Origin of the sequence: Enterobacter sp. Cy-643 (assembly GCF_011752815.1) — a bacterium.
Classification (GTDB): Bacteria; Pseudomonadota; Gammaproteobacteria; order Enterobacterales; family Enterobacteriaceae; genus Cedecea.
The window spans coordinates 966,722-992,242 of the sequence record NZ_VWWV01000002.1 but is presented as its reverse complement, the minus strand read 5'-3'; the positions used below and the strand labels follow the sequence as shown (position 1 = coordinate 992,242).

Annotated in this window: 21 protein-coding genes; 10 read left to right on the top strand and 11 right to left on the bottom strand. The window is 54.4% G+C overall.

Features of this window, described 5'->3' with window-relative positions; all coding sequences use genetic code 11:
* Positions 1 to 8 precede the first annotated feature (8 nt).
* Genes fimF through F3J29_RS12945 form a run of 4 tightly spaced genes read left to right on the top strand, consistent with a single transcriptional unit; the run spans position 9 to position 3,436 of the window.
* Positions 9 to 536, top strand: a complete 528-nt coding sequence (gene fimF, locus F3J29_RS12960) for a type 1 fimbrial adaptor subunit FimF (RefSeq protein ID WP_166866583.1) — start codon at positions 9 to 11, stop codon at positions 534 to 536.
* Positions 537 to 548: 12 nt separating this feature from the next.
* Positions 549 to 1,052, top strand: a complete 504-nt coding sequence (gene fimG / locus F3J29_RS12955) for a type 1 fimbrial minor subunit FimG (RefSeq protein ID WP_166866582.1) — start codon at positions 549 to 551, stop codon at positions 1,050 to 1,052.
* A 16-nt stretch (positions 1,053 to 1,068) separates the two neighbouring features.
* Positions 1,069 to 1,974, top strand: a complete 906-nt coding sequence (locus F3J29_RS12950) for a fimbrial protein (RefSeq protein ID WP_166866580.1) — start codon at positions 1,069 to 1,071, stop codon at positions 1,972 to 1,974.
* The gene (locus tag F3J29_RS12945; protein ID WP_353620554.1) at positions 1,961 to 3,436 is read left to right on the top strand and encodes an EAL domain-containing protein; all 1,476 of its coding nucleotides are present in this window, start codon (positions 1,961 to 1,963) and stop codon (positions 3,434 to 3,436) included. The genes F3J29_RS12950 and F3J29_RS12945 overlap by 14 nt, the downstream gene beginning before the upstream one ends.
* Positions 3,437 to 3,595: 159 nt before the next feature.
* Here the strand turns inward: F3J29_RS12945 and F3J29_RS12940 are convergent, their stop codons facing one another.
* The 4 genes from F3J29_RS12940 to F3J29_RS12925 form a co-directional block, all read right to left on the bottom strand.
* The gene (locus F3J29_RS12940; RefSeq protein WP_008454337.1) at positions 3,596 to 3,814 is read right to left on the bottom strand and encodes an acyl carrier protein; all 219 of its coding nucleotides are present in this window, start codon (positions 3,812 to 3,814) and stop codon (positions 3,596 to 3,598) included.
* Between the two features lie 17 nt (positions 3,815 to 3,831).
* A complete protein-coding gene (locus tag F3J29_RS12935; RefSeq protein WP_166866578.1) occupies positions 3,832 to 5,265 on the bottom strand; it encodes an AMP-binding protein in 1,434 nt (477 codons plus the stop codon).
* A complete protein-coding gene (locus tag F3J29_RS12930; protein WP_166866694.1) occupies positions 5,262 to 6,380 on the bottom strand; it encodes a membrane-bound O-acyltransferase family protein in 1,119 nt (372 codons plus the stop codon). The genes F3J29_RS12935 and F3J29_RS12930 overlap by 4 nt, the downstream gene beginning before the upstream one ends.
* 126 nt (positions 6,381 to 6,506) lie before the next feature.
* Entirely contained in the window at positions 6,507 to 7,646 is a 1,140-nt protein-coding gene (locus F3J29_RS12925) for a D-alanyl-lipoteichoic acid biosynthesis protein DltD (protein ID WP_166866577.1), read from the bottom strand.
* Positions 7,647 to 8,148: 502 nt separating this feature from the next.
* Here F3J29_RS12925 and F3J29_RS12920 point away from each other — a divergent pair.
* Entirely contained in the window at positions 8,149 to 8,835 is a 687-nt protein-coding gene (locus F3J29_RS12920; RefSeq protein WP_286175367.1) for a glycosyltransferase family 25 protein, read from the top strand.
* 66 nt (positions 8,836 to 8,901) lie between these two features.
* Here the strand turns inward: F3J29_RS12920 and F3J29_RS12915 are convergent, their stop codons facing one another.
* From F3J29_RS12915 to tssF, 7 genes are read right to left on the bottom strand one after another with little or no spacing between them, the layout of a single operon-like run.
* Positions 8,902 to 9,393 carry a DcrB-related protein gene (locus F3J29_RS12915; protein ID WP_166866575.1) on the bottom strand — a complete coding sequence of 164 codons (492 nt, stop codon included), beginning with the start codon at positions 9,391 to 9,393 and terminating at the stop codon, positions 8,902 to 8,904.
* An 11-nt stretch (positions 9,394 to 9,404) separates the two neighbouring features.
* Positions 9,405 to 11,219 (bottom strand): OmpA family protein, encoded by a 1,815-nt coding sequence (locus F3J29_RS12910; RefSeq protein ID WP_166866573.1) that lies wholly within the window; start codon positions 11,217 to 11,219, stop codon positions 9,405 to 9,407.
* On the bottom strand, positions 11,213 to 12,559 hold the full coding sequence (locus F3J29_RS12905; RefSeq protein ID WP_166866571.1) for a GlcNAc-transferase family protein: 1,347 nt from the start codon (positions 12,557 to 12,559) through the stop codon (positions 11,213 to 11,215). The genes F3J29_RS12910 and F3J29_RS12905 overlap by 7 nt, the downstream gene beginning before the upstream one ends.
* An 18-nt stretch (positions 12,560 to 12,577) precedes the next feature.
* Positions 12,578 to 13,573: a fimbrial protein gene (locus F3J29_RS12900; protein ID WP_008454353.1), complete on the bottom strand. Its 996-nt coding sequence runs from the start codon at positions 13,571 to 13,573 to the stop codon at positions 12,578 to 12,580.
* 3 nt (positions 13,574 to 13,576) lie between these two features.
* The gene (locus F3J29_RS12895) at positions 13,577 to 14,659 is read right to left on the bottom strand and encodes a type VI secretion system protein TssA (protein ID WP_166866569.1); all 1,083 of its coding nucleotides are present in this window, start codon (positions 14,657 to 14,659) and stop codon (positions 13,577 to 13,579) included.
* A gap of 46 nt (positions 14,660 to 14,705) precedes the next feature.
* On the bottom strand, positions 14,706 to 15,734 hold the full coding sequence (tssG, locus tag F3J29_RS12890; RefSeq protein ID WP_008454357.1) for a type VI secretion system baseplate subunit TssG: 1,029 nt from the start codon (positions 15,732 to 15,734) through the stop codon (positions 14,706 to 14,708).
* Positions 15,731 to 17,611 carry a type VI secretion system baseplate subunit TssF gene (gene tssF / locus F3J29_RS12885; protein WP_166866567.1) on the bottom strand — a complete coding sequence of 627 codons (1,881 nt, stop codon included), beginning with the start codon at positions 17,609 to 17,611 and terminating at the stop codon, positions 15,731 to 15,733. The genes tssG and tssF overlap by 4 nt, the downstream gene beginning before the upstream one ends.
* Positions 17,612 to 17,979: 368 nt before the next feature.
* On the opposite strand from tssF, the gene tssH reads away from it, so the two are divergent.
* The 5 genes from tssH (at position 17,980) to F3J29_RS12860 (ending at position 25,456) form a co-directional block, all read left to right on the top strand.
* Entirely contained in the window at positions 17,980 to 20,676 is a 2,697-nt protein-coding gene (gene tssH, locus F3J29_RS12880) for a type VI secretion system ATPase TssH (protein WP_166866566.1), read from the top strand.
* Between the two features lie 77 nt (positions 20,677 to 20,753).
* Entirely contained in the window at positions 20,754 to 21,287 is a 534-nt protein-coding gene (locus F3J29_RS12875) for a fimbrial protein (RefSeq protein WP_166866564.1), read from the top strand.
* Between the two features lie 115 nt (positions 21,288 to 21,402).
* Complete coding sequence (locus F3J29_RS12870; protein ID WP_502706564.1) at positions 21,403 to 22,158, top strand: fimbria/pilus periplasmic chaperone; 756 nt, start codon at positions 21,403 to 21,405, stop codon at positions 22,156 to 22,158.
* Positions 22,159 to 22,241: 83 nt separating this feature from the next.
* A complete protein-coding gene (locus F3J29_RS12865; protein WP_166866560.1) occupies positions 22,242 to 24,878 on the top strand; it encodes a fimbria/pilus outer membrane usher protein in 2,637 nt (878 codons plus the stop codon).
* Complete coding sequence (locus F3J29_RS12860; protein ID WP_166866558.1) at positions 24,869 to 25,456, top strand: fimbrial protein; 588 nt, start codon at positions 24,869 to 24,871, stop codon at positions 25,454 to 25,456. Before F3J29_RS12865 ends, F3J29_RS12860 begins: the two co-directional genes overlap by 10 nt.
* The last annotated feature ends 65 nt before the right edge of the window (positions 25,457 to 25,521 follow it).

Below are 25,521 nucleotides of genomic sequence, written 5' to 3'. Positions count from 1 at the left end.
GAATAAGCATGACTAAATCTCTTTATATCGTCGGCATCGCCCTGTCACTGTTCGCCGCCGCTGCGGATGCGGCAGACAGCACCATTACGATTAGTGGCAATGTTCGGGACAACGCCTGCGCGGTTGCGGCGGAGTCGAAAGATTTCACCGTCGATTTGATGAATAACCCGGCCAAACAGTTTTCTGCGGTGGGCGCGACCACCGCGCTGGTGCCTTTTCGCATCGTGCTTTCCCCGTGTGGCGGCCTGGCTACCGCGGTGAAAGTGGGCTTTACCGGCGTGGCGGATAGCGTCAACACCAGTTTATTAAAGCTGGATAGCGGCGCGGCGGCGGCGGCAGGCATGGGGATACAAATCCTGAACAGCGCGCGGACGCCGATGCCGATCAACGCGGGATCGTCGGCAATTCAGTGGACCACGCTGGTGCCCGGCCAGACCAACGTGTTGGGTTTTTATGCGCGCCTGATGGCAACGCAGCTGCCGGTCACCGCCGGGCACGTAAATGCGACCGCAATATTCACACTTGAATTTCAGTAACCGGAGGCGGACATGAAATGGATTCTACCCGGGAGGGTGCTTGCCGGAGTACTGCTGGTGCTCTCTGCCACGGCAAAGGCGGATGACGTCACCATTACCGTAAACGGCAGAGTGGTGGCAAAGCCCTGCACGATTTCGACTCCCACGGCGACGGTCGATCTGGGCGATCTCTATACCTTTAGCCTGGTGCAGGCCGGTGCTTCATCTGCCTGGCATGATGTTGTCCTGAGCTTGACCAACTGCCCGGTCGGGACCTCTAAAGTGACCGCGACGTTCAGCGGCACGGCGGATGCGACGGGGTATTACGCCAACCAGGGCACGGCGCGTAACCTCCAGCTCCAGCTGCGGGACAACGGCGGGGCAACGCTGAATAACGGTGCCAATAAAACCGTTTCGGTGGATGCCGGCAGTCAGGCGACGAGTTTTCCTCTGCAGGTCAGAGCGATAACGGTCAACGGCGGGACTACCCAGGGAACCATTCAGGCGGTGATCAATGTCACTTACACCTGGTCCTGATCGCAAGGAGGATGGAATGAAAAAAATCATCGCGTTATTGGCCACTCTGGCCGGGCTGGGATGGTCAACCGCAGGCCAGGCCTTTACCTGCCAGTCGCTGGGGACATCCATCAGCGGCTCCGGCACCGTGAACGTCAATGTTAATCTTGTGCCGTCCATTTCGGCAGGGCAAAACTTAGTGGTCGATCTTTCCCAGTCGATTCAGTGCAAAAACGACGCCCCAACCCAATATACCGATCCGGTAAGGATCCGATCCGGCTCGGCGTATCAGGGCGTGCTCTCTGCTTTCAGAGGATCATTAGGTTACTTCGGGGTGCAATATCCTTTCCCGACCACAACGGAAACCGCCTGGGTGAACCACACCTGGGGGGATTATCGTGGCTGGCAGGCGGTGCTGTATTTAACGCCTATCAGCACCGCCAGCGGCGTAGTGGTTAAAGCCAACACTATGATTGCTCAGCTTATTCTGGAAAAAGAAGATTCCATTAACGGGAATCGCCAGATCATCAACTGGAATATCTACGCCAACAACGATGTTGTGGTGCCCACCGGGGGCTGTGACGTGTCCGCCCGTAACGTGACGGTGAATCTGCCTGATTACCCGGGCACGGCGCCCGCGCCCGTCACCGTGCGCTGCGCGCAAAACCAGAGAATTGGTTACTTTTTGTCTGGCAACACGCTGGGCAGCGATAGCTCAATTTTCACCAATACCTCTGCCAGCTCGCCTGCTCAGGGAATTGGCGTTCAGCTTTTGCGAAATGGTGCCGCTTTGGCGGCCGGCAGCGCTAACACCGTTTCGCTGGGAACGGTAGGGACGACCCCCGTTAATCTGGGGCTGACTGCGACCTACGCGAGAACGACCGGGCAGGTTACGGCGGGTAATGTGCAGTCGATCGTTGGGGTGACGTTTGTTTACCAGTAGCGGCACGCCTGGAAAAATAAGCGAGCGCGTGACCTACATTCTCTCGCCCTGCAACATGATGGCGTGCGGGCTTGAGAATCTGTTAGCCGCAGGTCAAACCCGGGCGGTATTTTTCCCAGGCTTAGGGGAAGAAAGATTGCGGGAAGAGAGCGGGGCGCGGTTTGTGGTCTATCTGCCCGATCAACCCTGCTGGCTGCTTGTCGTCTTGCGGCAGGTGGCGCAGCTGCTCGATCGCCACGATGGGCAGCTATCAATGCTCATTTTGAGCCGAAGCTCAGCCTCATGGATCTGGCGTTCGCTGCAGAAGTTAGTGAAAAAAGACGGTTATCTTAGCGGCGTGCGAGTGGCGCCGTCCGATCTGCCCAGCGCCAGCCTGGCCGCGCTGCTGCGGGGTGGCTGGGACAACTGCGTGAGCCTCAAAAAACACGCGGTTGAAGAGGAGCTGGTGAGCCAGATCCGGCCCGAAGGTTTGACCCGAAAAGAGCTGGATGTGCTGGTGGACTCCCTCGCCGGGCAGACGATTCAGGAGCAGGCGAAACGGCGAGGCGTCAGCCATAAGACGCTCTATGTACAGCGCATGTCTGGCCTAAAAAAAATGGCTCATCCGCTGCTGCATGAGAAAGCGCCGATGGCGAGCCAACGGCAGAAAAAAGGGGCATCAGCGGGAACCCTGGCTGCCCTTTCACCGTTTGAAAGGGAGCTGGTTTATGCCATCCACAATCGCCATATTTACCCGGTATTCCAGCCTATTGTGAACGGTGGGCTGCAGCTCAAAGGACTGGAAATCCTGGCCCGCTGGCATCGAAACGGGCAAACCCTCCAGCCAGCAGAATTTCTGCCACAGATCCGCTCCGGCTATACGTGGCGGCTGTTAACGGCCTTTATGCTGCAAGAGGCGGTGGGCGGTATTAATCAGTACCAGGGAGAGTATTATTTTGCCGTCAATATTCCGGCCGCGATTTCAAACAGCGAAAGTCTGTTCGGCATTATTAAACAGTTGAGCGCCCGACTGATAAATCCATTCTGGACGGACAGGCTGGTGCTGGAAATCTCAGAAGATCTGAATTTGAATCAGCATCAGGAGAGCCGGTTCTTTATTACCCAACTTCAGCATCAGGGTTACCGGGTGATGCTTGATGATTGCTTTTCGCAGAGCAGCGTTTATTTCCCGGTGCGGGCGGTGCGGTTTAACGATTACAAACTGGATCGCAAAGTCGTGGCCGACGCGCAGTATGAACCCCACGCGCTGGCGCTGATCAAAAGCCTGGCGTACTACTGTGAATTAACGGGAAGTTACTGCGTTGCCGAGGGTATCGATAGCCGCGAGAAATTAAGGCTGCTGCTGGCATCCGGGGTACATCTCTTTCAGGGATACGGTATTTCCCAGCCGGTGATCAAATTTGAACTGAGCGAAATGATTGCGGCCCTGAAAAAAAGAGAGACGGTGCAGCCTATAGCCTGAATCAGCGTTTTTTACCCTCACCCTAACCCTCTCCCTGGAAGGGAGAGGGGATAAAACATACGGTGTTACTGATTTTCCCCCTCTCCCCTCTGGGGAGAGGGCCGGGGTGAGGGGCAGAACGGTTCCCGTATGTTCGAGCGAGGCCACTAATACCCGTGATTAGCGATTCTCTTCAATATAACGCGCCAGATCCGCCGGGGTTTTCAGCACGGTGGCGACTTCCGTGGGCGGGATCATGCAGCCGTACACATCCTGTACTTCCAGCACCAAATCAACGGCCAGAATAGAGTCGAGAATGTCGGACTCGATCAGCTCATCGTTAAAGCCGACTTTGCGGGATAACACTTTTTCAAACAGGGCGAGAATTTCTTGTTCCATCTTATTTTCCTGGGTCATTAATTCGTGCGAGCCTGGGTATCCAGCAGCTTGCGGTCGATTTTGCCGTTAGGGTTCAGCGGCAAAGCGTCTTTAATAATGATTTGTGAAGGCACCATATAAGGCGGGATCACCTTCGCCAGCGACGTTTTGATAGCCTCCGGCGCCAGGCCGGTGACGCAGAACGCCGCAATGCGCAGCACGCCGCCGCCGGACTTCATCAGCGGCAGCACCACGGCTTCGCTAATGCCGGACATCGCCAGCAGGCGGTTTTCAATTTCGTTGATTTCAATGCGGTAGCCGTTCAGCTTGATCTGGCTGTCGTTACGGCCCTGGCAATACAGCAGCCCGTCTTCGTAGCCGAGATCGCCGGTGCGGTAGCCGCGGTATTGCTCGCTTTCGCGGTGCAGCAACTTAGCGGCGTTTTCCTGCGGCAGGCCGAGATAACCGCGCATGACGTTTTTCCCCCAGATAATCAGCTCTCCTTCGGAGGTAATCTCCATGTGGGATTCCGGCATCATGGTGCCCACCGGCAGCACGTCATTTTCGCTGTGCAGGATCTCGTCGGTAATTTCAATCACCGTGGTGGCGATGGTAGCTTCCGTTGGGCCATAGGAGTTCAGGATCTTGGCCTGCGGGAAACGGCGGCGCAGCTGCCTGACCAGCGCTTTGTTCAGCACTTCACCAATGAACACAAACACGCTCAGCGCGGGCAAATACTCGGCGCTGAACTGCGGGGAGAGCAGCTTCTGGTAGGCAAAAGAAGGCGTGGAAACCCAGGCCGAAACTTCGTTGGTTTTCAGGCGATCGAGCCAGTTTTCAGCGGCAATATCTTCCTTGGCGTTCAGCACAATGTGCCCGCCGGTGGCAAGGTTTGCCAGTAAAGGAATAAGGGACAGGTCGAAGCTGAATACCGCGTGGTTCATTAACACCGGTACTTCCGGCAGCGCAAAGTCCTCGCGTACCCACTTCATGAAGTGCCACAGGCTCTCGCGGCCAATCTGCACGCCTTTCGGTTTCCCGGTGCTGCCTGAGGTAAACATGATGTAAGCCAGATCGGGCTCGGCCAGCACGCTGCCGGTTTCGCCGGTCGCGACAAACTGCTTCGCCACGACGTCGTAGTAATAAGGGGCGTTGGCTAGCTGGCAGATCTCTTTCAGCCGCTCCTGCGGGTAGATGCAGTCCACCGGAATATACGGGATGTTGTGCAGCAGGCAGCTGTAAATTGCTACGGCAAATTCGGCCTGCTGATGCCCGTATAAAACCACCGGCGTGCCGGCGGGCTGTTCGCACTGCGCGTAGCGCTGCGCCCAGTCGGTTGCGGCGACGGAAAGCTGTTGCCAGGTCAGGGCGGTATCGCTGCCGCTGATGGCTAACTGGCTGGGGCGCGCGGGGTCGAGTAATGCCGCACGCAGAAAATCCTGCAGTGCCTGAAGCTCTGGATGAAGGTTCATAGAGGTGACATTCCACTAAAGATGTAGAGGGAGACCGCGGCGCTAGCCAGCGTCAGAATTCGTCCAAAAAACGCGATAACCGGATGGCGTAAGCCGTTACTCAAGGCCGGGCTGCGTTTGGCTGACCAAAGCAGCATGTTATGGGCAACGGAAATGGCGCCGAACAGCGCGCCGCTGATGACGTAGTGTCGTTCAAGCCCGTTCCAGGCTCCCATGCAAAACAGCGTGCAGAAGATGCCCACGTTCTGTGCCAGGGTTTTGTTTTGACGGAAGAAATCGAGCTTCATCAGATTCATGTAAATTGGCATAAAGACCACGTCGCGCAGCCACTCAGACAGGCTGATGTGGAACCGGCGCCAGAAGTCCTGCGGGTTTTTGGCCAGAATCGGCATATTGAAGTTAGCCGGAATATTCAGGCCAAACAGCCGTCCGGCACCGATGGCCATGTTGCTATAACCCGCAAAATCAAAATAGAGATAGGCGCTGTAGGCTATCGACATCACCAGGCCGACGGTGAGGGTGAACGGCCGGTGGCTCCAGGACTCAATCACCAGATTGTCGATCAGCATCGCAAACAAAAACTTCTGCACCACGCCGGTGACGATTTGCTCCACGGCCAGTAAAAACTGTTCGCGGGTCAGCCTGAATACCGGCTTATTAATATCGCCCACCCATGTTCTCCAGCGGTACATCGGGCCGGCGAGAATAATAAACGGCATAAACAGATAGCAGAAATAATGCAAAAAGTTCTGGCCATCTTTTTTGCTGCGGTAAAGCAGCACGTCAATGGCGCGGAAGGTCATAAATGACAGGCCAATCATGCCCCAGTGATTATTCAGGTGTAGCTTCACCAGCAATAGCGGGAGCAGCGTGAGGGTGACCGCTTGCCAGGTTTTTAACCAGCCTTTCTCTTTCAGGGTGACAAGAAGATAAAACGCAAAGAATACCGCCACCGGAACCAGGTAATCGCCCTGGAAAATATATCCCCATGCCAGCGCCGCCAGCACGGAGAATGCTGTTAAATAGGTCAGCCGGTAATGCAGTACGCGGTTAACCAGCGCAAACAGCAGCGCCGATGAAAACAGAAAGAAAAAAAATGCCCCGGAGCTATACATCATTCATCCTTCAGAATTTTTGATATTCAAAATGCACTTTGATACTCATGCTGTCGTCCACGGAAGACCATGCGATCACCGTGATGGCCAGCAAGAGGTAAAGCACAAACAGGCGAACGGCAGTTTTCATCGTGTAAAGCTCTCGGCAATAAAGCGGTCCATAGCAACCCACGCCAGCTCGGTGGGATGCAGGCGATCCCAGTTCCAGCCGTTTTGATAAGGCTGGGCGTACATATCGAAATAGCGCACCTGGTTTTGCTCGAGATACGCCCTGACCTGGCGGTCAACGGGCTGGAATTTTTGCGTGTTTTTCAGCGCCCACGGGTTAAGCGGATCGACAATCACCACGAACTGGGCATGGCGAGATTTGAGCAGATCGATGGTGGCCTTGAAGGCTTCCATCTGGCGGTTTACCACCGGCGTTTCATACCACTCTTCCGCCGTTTTTCCGTCTTCATACACGCTTTTGTCCATCCACAAGGTGGCGGCACTTTGCTGGCGGACCTGATTCAATACGCGGGCATGGGCCAGCTGTTCATTCCAGTCTGGCGCGGCGTACTTATCAGCGGGAGCGGGCCATGGGCGGTGAGGTTCAGGCGCAATGCGCAGCCACGCCAGCCAATAGTTTTTTACCAGGGTGCAGAAGTTAGCAAACTCATAATTAATAGACTGCCAAATTACTTTTGGCCGCCAGCCATATATTTTCATTTCGCCCAGGGTTAAATGGCTGATGTCCTCTTCATCAATATGGTGTAAGTAATTGACCAGGAAAGGACGGGCTTTTTCATCCGCCATCAGTGGGTTAAAAATAGCGGCCGGGAAATGATCGGCAAAAATAGCCGGAGGAATAGTGTCAAAATAAAAACTGTCCGGGGCAAACAGCAGAACAATTTTACTGTTGGCATTTATATCGTTTTTAAAACGTGAGAGCAGCAGGAATTGTGTGATGTTATCGACATAACTATCCCCGTAAGCCACTACCGGCTGATGTAATTGCTTATTAAAGTAATTATATACAGCGTAATGTTCATCTTCCGATGTCGACACCTCAGAAGCGCCGAGGAAAAATAATGCATTACCTTGTAATGCATGGGAAATTGTCGCTATTTTCTCTGATTGCTCTTTCGCTGTACCGTCCATGCTTTTAATCAGCGGCTGGAATGTTAGCGGCGTGAACAAGCCCGTCACCAGGGCCGGAACGCATAAGACCAGAACGGCAAGCAGCGCCATCAGGATATGTAGGCAGAGAGTATTCTTGATTTTCATTATTAATATGAGGTTACATGACTACCATTTGTTTAAAATTTGTTATTTTTTATCAACACAACAAATCATCCCTGTGCATCGCTGCACTATATACCAGCCTTTCACCGATGATGAGCGTTGCTGTGTAACGGTATGTACAACGAAGTACGTATTGTAATAATTCCCGCTACGCTTTGATGACGGGGGAAGTTGTATGGCCAGGCCGCGTAGGGTTATGGACTTACCGTCAGGTATTTTGCTATCGACATTCCGCCACGCTCGGGAATTTCCTCAGCCTTTCGTTAAAAGTAGCGGATGGCTCAGTACGCTCTTGATGAAAATAATCTCGCGCTCCTGAGTGACCGCAGAATTTTATCTGAATATAAAAGCTTCCCCCGGCAGGGCTATCGGCGAGAAAGATTCAATGACAGTGTCTTGAAAGAAAAATAAAGCCATAATCCTAAAATAGACCTGTTGCCCGTAAGGCCATCGAGTTTGCGATAAAATACAAGCTGGCAATTATTTGGAATGGCTGAATATGTGCGTAATTAACTGGGATTTTATTGATAAAATTGTCTATATCAATCTGGCGAAACGTCAGGATAGAAAGGCCGAAATTATCGCGGAGTTAAGGAAGGTTCAGGCCCCGGAAGAAAAAATTATCCATTTTCAGGCCATTGAGGAAGAAGAGGGCGCGCTGGGCTGTGCAAAGTCCCACCTGAATGTCCTGATCATGGCGCAAATAAATGGCTGGAACAACGTCCTGATTCTTGAAGATGATATGGTGTTCGATGAGGATCCCCAATCTATTGAAAGAGCTAATATTTTTCTGGGTGAGTTAGCGCGCACTGACTGGGATGTGGGGTTTCTTTCAGCCAGCTATTACATCATTAAAAAGGTGAGTTCCGCTTTTTATAAAGTCGAGTTCGCTTTTCTGGCAAACAGTTATCTGGTGAACAGGCCTTATTATCGAACGCTGATGCACAATTATTCTCGGGCCATTTATCGAATGGAGCAGGGCGAAGCGCGCAATAAAGCCGGACTGGATACCAACTGGTTAAAACTGATGGCTCAGGGAAACTGGTACGGCGTATATCCCTGCATCGGGCATCAGCGCCCCGGGCTCAGTGATATAGAAAATACGGTCATGGACAGGCGAGAGTATTTTAAACGGCCAATTGAAGACATTAAACGCTACGGCTCATTTTAATCTTAGCGAAGAATAAAGGGGCTGAAGCATCAGCCCCCGAAAAGAAGAGATGCTTCAGCGGGAGGGTTATTCGCTTTCGCCGAGGGGCGCTTCCAGAGGAACAAAGCTGTTAATAATCCGGACATAATGTTTACGCTGTGCTTCGGTGAAATCATTATTTACAGCCAGGGTAAACACCAGCAGCTTACGTTTATTCGGGTTCAGCACCGGGTGCCTCGGCAGCGTAATGATAGACGAGACCTGGCGGATCCAGGTGCCGTCCTCGAGAAACTTATTCGCGGTTTGCAGGACCGGCAGTTTGGCAGGCCCGATCTCATGCCTGAGGTTCTTCCCTTCGACCTCGAATCCCGGGACGAAGCGTTTCATTTTATCCCACTGTTTTTCACAGAACTGATCAACGGTCTGCTCTTCTTCAAGAGTGGTGCGGTTGATCAAGATGTTATAGGGATTGTGATCCTCATCCATGTAGCGAAGGATATTGATCGACTGATCCTCCTGCGGATTCAACGTCACGAAACTGCCCTCATTGAGGGGGTAGGTCACAGGTTTGTTACTCATAAGCGACTCTCTCAATCCTTGTAGTCTTGCATAGATAACGGAATGATTTCGACGCGGCGGTTTTGCGCGCGTCCTTCCTGGGTGGCGTTACTGGCTATCGGGCGAGAGTTGCCCGCGCCTTCAACGATAAACTGGCTGGCGGCCAGGCCCGAGTGTTCCACCAGCCAGTCGCGGATAACGCGAGCGCGCTCTGTGGACAGGGCCATGTTGACAGTGGCAGAGCCGGTGTTGTCAGAATGGCCGATGATCAGATACATCTGCAGCGGATTGCGCGCCATCTCAGGCACCAGCTGCGTCAGAATGTGCTGGCTTTCCGGCATCAGGTTACTGCTGCCGTTCTCAAATAAAGGCGCGTTGTTCACGAGCTGCAGGAATGCCGATGCATCGGGTTTGTCATTTATTCCCAGTAGCCTTTGGATCGGCTTTATCTGGCTAATCTGGCCGCGAATTTCCACCGCATCCTGCTGTATGGCGTAGCCAATGCCGCCCGCGAGGCACAGCAGCAGCAGGGCGGCGAGCGCTTTAGGCCAGCGTCGACGGCGCGGGATCTCTACCGGCAGTGGAATCGGCGCAGGAGGCGGCTCTTCAACCGGCGGCAGGGGAATCTCCGGCAGAGGAGGCAGGGCGATAGAAGCCGACAGGCCGGGCAAAATACCGTATCGCTCTGAAAGCCACAGGGACCAGGCCCCATGCCGGGTGAATCCCTGGCCGTGATCGGCGAGAGTGATGCCGGCAAAGTCGAGCTGGGTGCTGTCAAACAGGGTCTGTAACACGTTCATGATACGGCTTTCAGCCAGCCAGGAAAGCAGCGTGCTGGCTACCGCGTGGCGCTGAATGGCGTAGAGATCTTTCCCGTCGTCATTAGCTTCCAGCTCGGCCAGCAGGCTCGCCCACTGATGCTCAAGCTTGAGGTGGCCGTAAGGCGGCTCGGCAAGCCCGCCGGTCCAGATAGCCCGATCCGGATCGTGGGCGGAGCGCTGCTGGCTGAGCCGGGTGTAGAGCCCCAGCATGCAGGGTAAAGGCTCAGAAAGGCGGATGGATGAAAAGGCGTATTGCCAGGCGGTAATTTGCTCGATCATGATGCTACTGCTTTCAAAGCCGTCGGCAAGCAGCGGGAAGTAAGCCATCGTAGCAAGGGCGATGTTATTTTTCTTTAAATACGCCATCCGTTTGGCCAGCCCGTTGGCGTTCTCCTCAATCACCCACAGGATCCCATGCTCGCTGCCGGATGACAGGTTTGACTGGCTGAACCATTTTCCAGCAAAGGGCCCGATGACGAAGATCATCAAGCGCGGGGATCCTGCCGCCCCGGCCCGCGGGCTCACCCAGGATGCCGTTGCGTGTTCCGAAGGAGGCGTCTCTGCCCGGGCGCGTGAAAAATAGCGGGCGCGTTTAGCCGCCCGCAGCGAAACCAGGGCATCGGTACTGCCTTCAATTTGCATCACCAGCGTCAGCAGCTTCCAGGCGTAGCGAAAAATGATCTCGCTGTCGGCGTTGAGCAGGGCATCCAGCCGGGCGGAAAGGGGGAGCGCTTCCTCGCTGTCAACAAAGCCATAGAAATACTGCACCAGCGAGTAGCGTTGCCAGGACAGAGAGTTGTTTTGGGCATTACTGCTTAAGCGCTTATCAAAATAATCACACAGCGCCCGGCACAGCGCCTCGCTTTCTTCAGGCGTCTGGTTTTCCACCCGCAGCGCCTTGTTGAACTGCTCAATCAGCGAGATCAGCCTGAGCTGAAAGTCCGGCGCAGAGGGAATAATGCCGTCAAAGGAAAACAGGGTATCCACGCTCACTAATCGACAAAAAAGGGCTTCACTTTTCACCATGTCTTCTCCGTGACGGTGCCCCAGCCCAGGCTGTCTGACCAGGTGCACAGCCTGATCGAGCCTGGTTTGCTTAGGCTGGTGGTTTTAAATTCCACCGGAAGCGAGATGTCTTCCGAGGACGTTTTTTGGCGTAGTTCATGCAGTTCGCTGCGGGTGAGCGTTTGCCTGTGGAACAACTCGTTCTGTTGGGTATAGACGCTGATATGCAGCGCGCTTACGTCGCCGTTGTCTGCTTCATAATCAGTCTTGCTCAGCGTGAGGGTCTTCTTATGCCAGGCAAAGTGCCGACGTAGCCATTCGGCATGGTCGGCGGGCGGGTCGGAGAAGAAATTCACTTTATCCTCGGCCATGACTTCCGGTAAAACTGTGCCGTTTTTCAGGCAAATACCGGCCTGATATTCAAACTGCGCCAGCGTTCTGATCTTTCCCAGCCCATAGGGGGCCAGGCCGCCTTCGGGCTCGCTCTCCAGACCCAGCACGGTTCTGACTCGCTTTTTCGACGCGGCATCGCGCTCCCACCAGGCCTTCTCAACGGAGCCCTGTTCTTTGGCCTGATTCGTGTGGTCGCCCCAGACTTTGCTGTGCTCTTTGCGCTGATAGTAGTGCCATAGCAGAGGCTTATGGGGATGGTAGATATCGTAGCCGTGGCTAAACGCACGCACGGCCATGGCTATTTCCTCACCGGCGAAGAAAATCTGTGGGTCGTTGGGGATCTCTTTTACGAAGTCCCCGCGGGTAAAAATAAATCCTCCGGCCAGGTAGCTGCCCCTGACGGGTTCGGGAGATTCAAAAGGCGTGGAGCTGAACATCGGGAGCCCCTGCGGGTTGAACTCCCGGAAGATTAAACGGCTCACATAACGTTTTTTACTGGCTTCTTCGTCTTCTCCGGGAACGAACGCAGGCGGGTAGGAGGAGAGCACTGGCCGGGGAGATTTCGCCGCTAGCTGGCGCAGCGTGGTTATCATTTCGTTATCCCAGCCGGGGATAAACCGGCAGTGGGAATCAATTTGCAGAAAATAGTCTGCTGCCTCAAATAGCGATTCCGCGAGGCTCCGCGCCCAGCAGGCCCCCTGGCTGGCATAGTAGTGCACGCTGATGAGTTCGATTCGGGCCTGCTGGAAACTGAAAATAAACGCCTCGTGTCCGGCAACATGCCGGCTGCCCATTGGGACGAAGCCGTGTCGCGTAAAGAGGCTGAGATCCTCATCGTCCTGCCAGCATACGGCAATGTGCAGCCTTTCAGGCTGACTGGCGTGGCGCAGCATATCCTGAAGCGTTGGGATCAGCTGCGGATCCCGATAGCTGGCAATGCTGATAAAAATTGTCGCGGGGTTGCCCATATTTCCTTATTCCCTGGCTTACTGAATACTAAAAATAATTTCTGCTTTTGCCGTGAACAGGCCACCGGCAGGCGCCGTGCCGTTGCCCTGGAGCAGCGTCGCTTTCCAGGCAAATTCAGCCGGACCCTGGCTGGTGATAACCCGTGAGGATTCAGAGGTGGATCCATCGACCTTCATGGTTTTGTTGTCGCCGTCGGTGATGCGGATTTTTAAGCGATCCATATTGCCGTCAGAGTCTTTGATACGAATAAAACCGCCGTCTGCCGTAGGGGTATCGGTAATCATCGACGCGGAGGCCGAGTAGGATCCATAGTCACTCTTACAGACGATGGCGAAGTCCAGGCTGCGGGTAACCCCGGCTTTTAGCAGCGTGGGCGTCACGTCGTTAAAGTCGATAGTTTTAGCGTTATCCGCAGTGCAGGCCGGGGTACTGATAATTTTCATTTCCCCGATAGAGAGGCTATGGGTGAACGACGCGGGGTTATCTGACAGGATATAGTTGTAGCCAATTTGTCCGGCGGGCAGGATGGTATCCCCCGTCGCGGCATTGGCCAGGCGCAGGTTATTGCTGAGTTTATAAAACTCAATTCGGTAAAAAGACTGCGGTGGAATATCGAGTGAACCAACCGAGCTGCCGTTTGAGAAAGTCAGATAACTGGTCGACGGGAAATTACCAAACGCCGAGCCGTTGCTCGCCAGCATTTTGATGCCAATGCCCGGAATGTTGGTCGCATAAATTTTTGTGGAGGTATCCTGCCCGGACAGCGAGACGGCGCGTTTGCCGTACTCTGTTCCCTTAATACAGTCGTCATAACCTACGCCAGCGCCGCCCACCGTCGGGCTGTCATATTGGGCTATTGGCGTAGAAGTACTCACCGGCGCATCAGCGGAAATAATGATTGTCTTAGCGTCAATGGTGAGCGGCGTGGGAGTCCCGCGCGCCAGCGTACAAACGGCCCATGCGCCAGGCGACATCAGCAGCCCGGAAATCAGAAGGGTGAGTATCCTTAACATTGTTTATTCCTTTTCCTGGTTCAGCATTGCGATAACTTCTGGGGGATACATTTTTTGCAGCTCGGCGAAGCTCTTGCCTATGCTTTCCTCCGCGTATTTCAGCACCGGCACCAGCGGGCTACTTGGCTCTGCCACGGCAAACCAACTGCGGATTTCCTGCAGGCGCTGGAGCGCTTGCGCGCGCGTATTAACCCCTTTTTGCGGTTCGTGCCGCGCAGGACGAGGCACCGGGACAGGAGGCTGCCAGGCGGCTTCATCAGCCGGGACGGCTACCTGACCAGGGGGCTGCGTGGGCACAGGCTCCGGCACGCTTTCGGGGGCGTTTTCCACAGGGAGATCTCTGGCGGGCATTTCGCTGCCAAACTCGCGGCTAAACATGCCAAGAATGCCGGACAACAGCGGCAGCTCAGGTGCCTCGTGCCCCAGCGTCTCCGCCAGGATCTGTTTTATCTGCTGCACAAAGTAATGGGCCTGCATTAGCGGGCGAATCTCTTCTCGTGCGCTGGTGTGCCATTCGCGAATGATGGCGGCGACGGCCTCGTCCGACAGCGCACCTTCTTCTCTCGGCAGCTGATGGGCTTTTTCAAATTCTTTAACGGTAATTTGCAGCCCGGAAGCTTTGGGCAGCGGTTGGTTGCGCAGATCCGTCAGCAGACCACCAATATCCTCCAGCTCGGCGAAGGCGTTTGCCCGCAGCATTGGCTCGAACTCCCCTTCGTCAAGCAGCTGTGGATGAAGGTCGTCCGGCCAGCTTTGCAGCAGGGCATGCAGCGCCTCCGCGCCTTCGGCCAGCGCAGACAGCCCGCGCTTACGCAGGCGGCAGCGCATCAAAATAACCACCAGGCGAACATCTTTGCTTTTTTGCAGCAGGGCCTGGCAGTCGCGTTCGGTTTCCGTCCAGTTCACCGGCTCAGCGGCTTCAACAAAGTCGCCGTATTCGGCCCCAAGCTTTGGCTGCAGGCGCGACTGCAGCATGATAAAAGCAGGATCGTAATCGAGCGCTTCTCCGCAGGGCGAGTCGCCCGGAAAGGGCTGCATCAATGACTGGTAATAGTCCGAGCAGGTCAGGCTTTCGTATTGATTCATGTGCGTGTCTTTTCATCCATGGTTACGTTCTCTTCCAGGCGAAGGGCTACCGGCGGTACATCTCGGGCTCAAAGCTCATCCCGAAAACGGGGGTTTCGCTGGCCTCTCTTTCCAGCCAGCTCGCATAACCCAGCTGATGGCTGCCGTCTAACGTGGCCCGGGGCACCTGATCGGCGGCAAGCACCAGCTGCACATCCCAGGCATACTCAAAGCCGATAAAACTTCGAACCAGCTCGCGCAGCACCGCCATATCGCTGCCCCAGGGGCTGAACAGCATGTACTGAGCCAGCGTGAGCGGGCCCATCATCAGCTTGAATTTATGCTGCCGGTCGAGGACGGTATTCCCGAGGATGGCCCCGTCGCCCAGCAGCGCGGCGTAGCGGTCGTCGCCCAAAGCGGTTTGATCTTTTCCCTCAAGGAAAATCCACTGCAGCTCAAACTCTTCCATCTGCACCGGAACCTGGAAGTAGTACTCCATGGCGCCTAGCAGGCCATCAGGGTTGCGTGCTTCTCGAATCAGGTGCGCGGATGACGCCAGGCGGGCGTGAATCGGCAGCGGGGCGGGATCGAGCTCGGAGGGATCCAGCCCCACCAGGCTGCCCACGTAAAATGAAAAACGCTCGTCTTCTTTACGATCGAGCGAGGCGGTGTCCTGCGATAAGAACCAGGCCCGATAAAACTGGCTCAGCGCCCGGTGGTGGAAGATATCCACGAAATCAATCAGCGTCGGGTCGTGCTGTTCGTAGCGGGAATAAGCCAGCTCAGAGAGGTGCAGCGGCATTGCCCCCTGAGCGCCCCAGATCCCCAGCCCAAAAAGCTGCAGTTTGATTTTGTCGTCCTGCTGATGGATGGCCGCTATCTCTCGAGGGGAGAAGGCCATGCTGGAGATCTGGCCGAGCCTGAAGCGCTCCTGAGAGGGGAGCGCGGCCTTACCCGGCGGCGGCAGGGACGGCGTGCGGGCGGCAATAGCCCGCATAATGCTGATAAATCCCGCATCCCAGGGGGCGCTGGGATCGAACCAGTTTTCCAGCCCTGGCGGTAATGACGAGGCCTGTGGCAACTTCGGGAGGGTCATAGCGCGCCTCGCCTGCCCGGGCGCGCTTTCCAGCGGGCGACCAGGCCTCGCTGCATGGAGTGCAGCTCAGTTTCGGTAAAAATATTGATGGCGGCATGCCGCGACAAATAGTTCTCCATAATCAGCCCAAACAGATAAGGGCTGACCCCGGAGAACCCTTCTTCGTCAACCGTCAGGCTACAGCTCACGCCGCGCCCGTAAACCAACAGCCCCTCATCCGAGAGGCGGCGAACCACCGGGCGGGTCTGGCAGCCCACGAGACTGTTAATTTGCGCCATAGACTCCAGATCGGAGGCGGTAGTGAACAGCCGCAGCATATTACGCAGCGCCTCGCCCCCTTGAGCATGGTCCATATCCGACAGCGGCAGATAGTTGAAGCTCAGCTGACGAATCAGGCGCCAGGCCGTTTCGCCGAGAGCAAACGGTGAGCGGGGCGCGCTGGGCGAACTGACAAAGCGCGCGCCGTGAATGGGAACCGAGTCCGACATTGTCAGATCGAGGCTGCCGCTGCTGGTCAGCAGGCGGGGCAAATCACGATTGGTGACCATCGCATCGACCAGCAGATAGCGAATATGCTCGCCGTAAGGCGCTTCTTGCTGATCGACCAGCGAGATGAAGATTTCAGTCCCGCTGTAGGGCGTGCGGGTATCGTATTTTCGGCTGCTGGACTCTTTGGTTCTCACCGTGCGGTTGACGGAAAAATAGCGGCCAAAGTTGCCGGTATCGCTATGGCGGGTCTGATAGAGCGGGTTAAAGGTCAGCTCTTCGCTGGTTTCGGCCTGCAGACCAAACACTTTATTGACCGAGAACACCTCATAGTCGAGAGGACGGCTGCGGTCCGGCACGATATGAAAGTTATTGAGCGCCCGGTTAACCTCAATCCTGTCGACACGTTTAGGGAAAAGGTTAATGACGGGCGTGCAGAACAGCAGAAAGCGCGAGGCGTCCAGGTGGGCGACTAAATCCTGCGGTAACTTATTCAACAGGATAATTATCTCTACTTCATTAGTGTTATTATCCGCAAAGGATTCAGCCAGCTGCGTGAGTGAGAAAAAATAAAATCTTTCACGGCAGGAAATATATTCCTGAATCAGCGTATGACCATGAAACATATTCCACTGTAGCGGCAATAAGCTCTGATCTGGCGCCATGCCTTCAAATTTCAGCGGCTGTTCATTGATGACATGATAACGGTTTTTTTCCCGTTCTCCGCTGCGTACCACCATCGCAACGTGGCTGCCGTGAAGCAGTTCGAACGTATGAGAGACGATACGCTCATCGCCCTGGATATATATCGGCAGTTCATTCAGCCCCTTCAGTTCAGAAAAAACCAGCTCTCCCTGCAGCTTTAGTTTAATTCGCAAAGCACCTTTCAATTGATGATGCTTAATGCGGTAATGTTCAAGATTAGGGATATCCGGGGGGATTGAGGTCAGGCGTACCTCGGCAATTTCCAGCGGCCAAAGCGTCACATCCTGGTTATTTCTGAACTCGCAGCGGGTCATCTCACCGGGCAAAATGCGGCTATAAAAGGCGCTTTGCTTTGGGATCCTGTAGCCCTGGGTGAGATCGCCCTCGCTGAGGTTAGGCGCCAGCTGCACCACCCCCATCGAGGGGGTTGGGGAGTTATAGTTCGGATAGACAATGTCCAGCAGGCGCTGGGTAAATTTGGGAAACTCAGCGTCCAGCTTTATCTGCGTTCTGGCGGATAAGAAACAAAACGCCTCGATTAAACGCTCAACGTAAGGATCGGCAATCTCAATGCCGTTCATCCCCAGGCGCCCGGCAATCTTGGGATGACGTTCGGCGAACTCTTGCGCCATTTCTCTGACGAAAGTTAGCTCCCGGTTGTAGTAATCCAGAAAGTTGTGTTCCACTTGTCACCCTGTCAATTATTACAGCAAATATGTTTTTGCCATGCTGGAGATAAATATTTGAAGACAGAAAAAATCTTTTTTGTCGGAGGCGTTCTTCTGTTTATGAACCCGATTCTAAAAGTAAACGTTAAATTTTCGTATGCCTGCATCATGCGTTTTAGAGAATTTAAGAATGACTTCCGGGCGTAATTCTTAAAACCCGTGATGTTGGCCAGCAAGGGTTTTTATTTTAATTTTTGTTAATTACTATGCCCTCCAGGTAACGTTCCGTAATGCGCTTAATGCGTTGTTTCGGCTCTCTGATCCACGTGGATAAGTGGATGAATAAAACAATCGAATAATCGAATTAAAACAGGGCGAGTTTTATCGTGGCGATAACCAGAAAAAACCTATTCGGTAAGCTAAATACCATCTTGTTTAAAGGCGTAGAGAGCGCCACAACGCTGTGTAAATTACGCGGTAACCCTTATGTTGAACTGGTGCACTGGTTAAATCAGATATATCAGCAGCAGGATAGCGATATTCGGCACATCATTCGGCACTTCGAGCTTGATGCGGAAATGCTGGAGCGTGATTTTTCTCAGGCACTGACTCGCCTGCCTGCCGGGGCCAGCGCTATCTCTGATTTCTCCTATCACATTGAGCTGGCCATTGAGCGCTCGTGGGTATTTGCCAGCCTGGAATGCCATAACACTTGCATCCGCAGCGGCCATTTGCTGATTGCCCTGCTGACGACGATGGAGCTGCGCCGTGCGCTGTTCGCCATCTCTCCGGCGTTTGAAAAAATCCCTCTCGAACATTTAAGTAAGGATCTCGGGTACATCACCCGTGAGTCGGCGGAACAAAATGATTTAGCCGGTGGCGCAGCGGTGTCCGACGAGGCCGGGGTGCCTGGCGAAGCCAGCCACGCAATGGGCAGCGCTCAGGGCGGTGGGCTGGCACAGTATTCTACCGATCTGACGGCGCTGGCGCGGGAAGGAAAAATTGATCCTGTGCTGGGGCGCGATAAAGAGATCAACACCATGGTCGATATCCTGCTGCGCCGTCGCCAGAATAACCCGCTGCTCACCGGTGAGGCCGGGGTAGGTAAAACGGCGGTTGTTGAGGGGCTTGCGCTGGCGATTGCGGCCGGGGATGTGCCGCCTTCCCTGCAAAAGGTTCGCCTGCTTACGCTGGATGTGGTTGCCCTTTCCGCAGGCGCCAGCATGAAAGGTGAGTTTGAAGCTCGCCTGAAAGCGGTACTGGAAGAAGCGGTCAATTCGGCTGAGCCCGTCATCCTGTTTATTGACGAAGTTCATACGCTGGTGGGGGCTGGCGGTAACGCCGGAACCGGCGACGCCGCGAACCTGATGAAGCCGATGCTGGCCCGCGGTCAGCTGCGCACTATTGGCGCGACGACCTGGAGCGAATTTAAGCGTCATATTGAGAAAGATCCTGCGCTGACGCGCCGCTTCCAGGTTCTGCAGGTTGAAGAGCCGTCAGAAGCGCTGGCGATTGCGATGGTGCGAGGCCTGCTGCCGGTGCTGGAGAAGCATCACGGCGTGTGGATCATGGATGAAGCTATTCGCGCCGCCGTCAGGCTTTCACACCGGTATATTCCGGCCCGCCAGCTGCCAGATAAAGCGATCAGCCTGCTGGATACCGCCTGTGCCAGGGTTGCCGTGGCCCAGCACGCGCCGCCGGCAGAGCTGCAGATGCTGAAGTTCCACAGCGAGTCGGCCCAGGCCGAGCTGTCGCTGCTGGAAAAAGCCATCGGCTTTGGCAAAGAGGACGATAAGCGCAGAGAGCCTATCCAGAACGCGATTTCTGAACATGCCGAAAACGCTAAGGTTCTGGACAGCCGCTGGAGCCAGGAATGCGAGCTAGTCTCCAGCATTATCGACACGCGTCAGCAGCTTCTTGCGGCCACGGTTGAAGATACTGAAGTATCAGAAACGGAAAAGGTGGCCTATCTGCAGCAGCGTTTAGGAGAGCTTGAAACCACGCTGAGCGAAATTCGCGGCGAGCAGCCGCTGGTGCAGGCCGAAGTGAATGCCGACGTGGTGGCTTCGATTGTGGCGAACTGGACGGGGATCCCGGTCGGGCAGGTGCTTAAAGATGACGTCAGCGCGGTGATGGAGCTGCCGCAGCGTTTGGCCGAGCGCGTTATCGGGCAGCAGTACGCGCTGGACTGCCTGAGCCAGAGCATTCAGACCGCTCGCGCAGGACTGGCGGATCCGAAAAAACCGTTTGGCGTCTTTATGCTGGTGGGGCCTTCCGGGGTGGGGAAAACCGAAACGGCTTTGGCCATTGCCAGCCAGCTGTATGGCGGTGAGCAAAACCTTATCACCATTAACATGAGCGAATACCAGGAAGCCCACACCGTCTCTTCCCTGAAGGGCTCACCTCCGGGCTACGTGGGCTACGGCGAGGGGGGCGTATTAACCGAGGCCGTCAGGCGTAAACCCTACAGCGTCATTCTGCTGGATGAAGTGGAAAAGGCGCACTCAGACGTGCACGAATTGTTTTTCCAGGTCTTTGATAAAGGATCGATGGAAGACGGTGAAGGGCGGCAAATCGACTTCCGTAATACCATTATATTGCTAACAAGTAATACGGGGAGCGACATTATTAGCAGCGCTTGTGCGGATCCTGAAACCATGCCGGGCGAAGAAAGTTTGCTGAAGGTTATTCAGCCTGCTTTGCTGAAAGTCTTCCCGGCAGCATTTTTAGGTCGAGTTACCGTAATACCTTATTTACCGCTGGCAACATCTTCACTCCAGCGCATTGTTAATATTCATCTTAATCGTATTGCCGAACGTGCTAAGGCGAATTATGACCTTGAATTAAGCTTCAGCGAAGAACTGGTGCAGCACGTTGTGGAGCAGTGCCCGGTGGCGGAAACCGGGGCAAGGATGCTAATCCGCTTTATTGAGAAAAACATTTTGCCGAAAGTTGGCGTAGCTATCTTAAATTCGACTGGCGCAGCTGCTACACAAAATAAAAATGTGGCCATGCGTGTGGCTTATTCACATGAGAAAGGCATTGAACTTATCCATCAAACGGAGGAATTGCCGACGACGTAATTTAAGAAAGTTGCACCAGGAATTATGTATCTACTGTTTATAAAGTTTTTAATTACTGAAATATAGGGAATTATATCATGCGCAATTTTAAAATGACGCTGTGCGCCATGGCTTTGGCTGCGGTATCAACTTCTGCTCTGGCGGCGGATGAAACGCAGGGCACCGTCACCTTCAACGGTGAACTGATTGCCGAAACTTGCACCATCGCCAGCGATTCTGTCGATCGCCAGGTTCAGCTGCCAAAGGTGTCTATCCAGACCCTGAATGCCTCCGGCACAACCGCGGGTTCTAAAGGTTTTGATCTGAACGTTGAAAACTGCCCTACCGGCATCACTCAGGTGGCGGCGCACTTCGAAGCCGTCGGCAGCAGCGGCGTAAACAGCCAGACCGGTAACCTGACCAACAGCGCGACCACCGGTGCCGCAACCAAAGTTGAAGTTCGTCTCTACAACTCCGACGAGCAGCAGCTGAAGCTGGGCGAAACCGGTGCTCCGGCTCCTGTAACTGGCGGTAAAGCGACCATGCGTTACTACGGTGGTTACTATGCGACCGATGCCACTACCGCAGGTTTGGTTCAGGCGAAAGCTAGCTACACCCTGGCATACCCATAACAGGTTTGCTTCTAAATGAAGTGCGGGGCGAGCAATCGCCCCATTCTTAAAACCTGCTTTCATTATCAGGTAGATGTTATACGCGCAGGGCCGTGCTATGAAATATCAATATGCAATATTCTCAAAACTGACAGCTTTATTTATCCTGCTGCTGGCCGTCTCCCAGTCGGCGTTTTCCGGGATGACGATATCCGGTACCCGGATTATATTTCCCGGCGGTGAAAGAGAGCAGACGGTGCGTACGACAAATAAAGGCCCGTCACCTTTGCTGGTACAGGTTTGGGTCGATGATGGTGGTAAAAATGACGACATTAATAAGATAAAAGTTCCTTTTACCACTACGCCGCCCGTGTATCGTGTTGATCCGGGCAAAGGGCAAAGTATCCGTCTGATATACAATGGCATGAATCTGCCTCAGGATCGCGAATCTGTATTTTGGTTCAATATGTTAGAGATTCCGCCGATGAAAGAGGGGGCCAAAGAAACGGACCATCTGGAGCTGGCCTTCCGCACCCGAATTAAAATATTTTACCGTCCGTCGGTTTTGAAGAGCAGCAGCTCTCAGGAGATTGGTAAATTGACCTGGGAAAACCTGGGGGCAGGAAAAGGCATAAAAGTGAACAATCCTACGCCTTACCATTTCTCTTTTGATAGCGCATCGCTGATGTCCGGGACGGTAAAGCAGCCATTGGCAGTGGATATGATCGCGCCCTTTAGCAGCAAAGTGTTTTTACCAGAAAATAAAGGTTCTGTATCGGGTGCTATTAGCGGTGCAATCGTTCGTGTCATTAATGATTATGGCAGCGTAATTGAATATCGTTTAATTCCCACCTCGGGAAATACCTTAACAATAGAAAGAAAGTCGCAATAAATTTCATCGGTTTTTCAACTGAGCCAGAAATGCTTTTTATTTAAGGCCGGATAGCCACGCTTTGTGGTCAGGGAGTCAGGGACGTGAGACTAAAAGAAAGCAAGAAATATGCACGACGAGTCACGCGCGAATCGAAAGTCGCGTTTGCTGTTCGCCATATCCTTATGGCTTCTTTAGGGGCTAGCTTTTCCGTACTGGCTCAGGGAAATACCGCCAGCCTGCCGACCAGAAATGAACAGAGTTCTCGCCCGGAAAGCGTGAAATTTAACAGCGCCTTTATCCATGGGCAGAGCGTTGATGTCTCTCGGTATTTTGAAGGAAACCCTGCACCAGCCGGAGAATACAGCGTACAGGTTGCGGTCAATGGAGAAGGGCGGGGCCAGTACAAGGTTCTGTTCAAGGACGTAAACGGCAGCGTTGGGGCGGTGCCCTGTTTTAGCCAGGAGCAGCTGGGTCGAATGGGCATTAAAGTGTCACATAACCCGCTCGACGGCGCGGCGTATACCGCGGGAGACGGCGCAGACAAACAGTGTGCCACGCTTGACCGCTGGGTTGACGGAGCCAGCGCCAGCTATCAGCCCGGCGACTTCTATCTCGATTTGACGGTTCCCCAGGCCTCCACGGTTCAGTACCCAAGGGGCTATACCGACCCCAATACGTGGGATTCTGGCGTACCCATTGGATTGTTGGATTACAACGCCAACGTCTATGTGCAGCAGACTAACAACCGTTTTGACAGCAAAGACGGGCATTCCGTAAGCGGTAATCTTGGCATGCTGACGGGACTTAACTTTTTCGACTGGCGGCTGCGTAAACGGTTCAATACCAGCTGGAGCAACGATCAATCGTCCCACAGCCAGTCCCTGTTTACGTATCTTCAGCGCGATATCCCGGTGTTAAAAAGCCAGCTCACGCTGGGCGACAGCACAACCAGCGGCGATCTGTTTGACAGCATGACGGTGAGAGGCGTCCAGCTCCAGTCCGACGATCGTATGCTGCCGGATGGGCTTCGCTATTACACTCCGCTGGTGCGTGGCTTTGCGGAGACCAACGCCAAAGTTCAGGTCAGGCAGCGAGGGCAGGTCCTGTATGAAACGACCGTGCCACCTGGCGCGTTTGAACTGAGCGATATCGGGGCTATGGGCTATGGCGGCGATCTGCAGGTTACCGTGACCGAGGCTGACGGGCGCCAGAGAACCCAGATCGTACCGTTTTCCTCACCGCCGATGCTGCTTCACGATGGCGTATCACGCTTCGGCGTCACCGTGGGCAAATTGAAAGATGACTCGCTGAAAGAAGAGCCGGGGCTGGCGCAGGGATTTTACCAGTACGGCATCGGCAACATGTACACGCTATACGGCGGCGGGCAGCTGGCCGATAACTACAGCGCGCTGGGGATGGGTCATGCCTTCAACACGCCGCTGGGCGGGGTTTCGATGGATATTACCCGGGCACGCAGTGAGCTTGGTAATGGCAGAGTCTCCACCGGGAATAGCTATAACGTTGGCTTCAGTAAATATCTGGATACGACGTCTACCGACGTTACGCTTGCGGCATACCGCTACTCTTCGAAAGGGTTCTATAGCCTGAGGGACGCGGCGTTAGATCGCTATGGAGCCAAAAGCGATAATTTTATCGTTGATTACCGGACCAAAGAGCGCTTTACCGTGAGCGTCGGGCAGCCGCTGTGGAATGGCGCCAGGCTGAATTTGTCCGGCAACTTCTATAGCTACTGGGACGACAGGTCTTCCACCAGCCAGTACATGCTGTCGTACAACAAATCCGAACGCTATTTCTCCTGGGCGGTGTCCGCGTCCCGGGCCTATAACAGCGACGGGGAGAATATCGATAGCGTGATGCTGACCGTCAGCGTGCCGCTGGGCCGAGCGAGCATGACCAGCAAACCGCTGTTTAACTCGCTTTATTCCTCGGTCAGCCACGATAACCAGGGCGGCAGTGCGGTACAGATGAACGCCATTGGCAGCCAGGGCGAGCAAAACGAACTGAGCTACGGCGTTGGGACTTCCGTTAACAAAGCGAGAAACGCGGGGACGCGCAGCGCGTTCAACGGCAACGTGAACTACAACTCGCCGTTTGGCCAGTTCGGATCCACGGCCTCCGTTGGGAATAAATCGAACCAGCTCTCGTTCTCGGCCAACGGCAGCCTGGTGGCGCACCAGGGCGGGATCACTGCCGGGCCTCGCCTGGGCGACTATCCGTTTGCCCTCGTTGAGGCGGACGGCGCCAAAGGCGCGAGAATGCTGAATGGCTATGGGTCGCAAATTGATGGCAATGGGTTTGCCATTGTGCCTTCGCTGACGCCTTACCGGGAAAATATTGTGGCGGTGAATACCCGCGGCCTGCCGGACACGGTAGACGTCCTGGAAAGCGAGAGCACGGTCATCCCGCGCATGGGTGCGGCGGTAAAAGTGAATGTGAAAACGCTCGTCGGTGAGCCGGTCGTATTGATTGTGAAAGATAGCAAGGGTGAGCCGCTGCCAATCGGGATGGACGTTTACGATGAGCGTGACGCCAGCCTCGGCATTATTGGCCAGGGAGGCATGGCCTTTATTCGTGGCTGGCAGGCTGAGAAAAATAATCTGTATTTAAAAAGTGCTTCCGGTCAGCGACTTTGCACTATTTATTCCGATAGCAATATTGCAAATAAAATGAAGGGCGCGCGTGGCTCTATTACTCAGGTAGAGGTCTTATGTCATTAATGAATACGCTTGCCGCCGGGCGAGGCACTTTCCGTGGCCTGTGCTATGCGGCCCTGGTGGGCGCTCAGTTTTTCGCAGCGGCGAACGCCTGCTCAACGAATTGTTCGATAGATGTTTTCTTTACCGGTAATTACACCGATGAAACCTGCAATGTGGCGATCAATAACGCCAGCAGCAATGAAATTGTGACGCTACCGCGTGTCGCCGTGGCCTCGCTTAGCCGCGATGGCAATGAGGCCGGCAGCGTTCCGTTCGATATTACGCTCAAGGATTGCCCGGCCAGCAGAACGATAACGGTATTTTTTAATAGCACCATTTCTGCAGCTGATACCGAAACGGGAAACTTAGTGAATAGCAGCGGAACGGACTTAAGCCGCGGCGTTCAAATTAGATTGCGTAAAGAAAATAGTTCGCAGGTCATTATTGATAGTGCTGATTCAGGGCAGGATTACGTTATTTCCGCCACGGCCGAACCATTGAGCCACAGATTTACAGCGAGCTATTACGCAAAAGGGAACTCGACCGTCACCGCGGGCCAGGTTCACGCCGTGGCGGGGGTCGAGCTTGTTTATAAATAACAGGGAGGCTTGCTGATTATTTGAACGTTAACCATCCGACAAGCGACGGTTTATCCATAAACGGT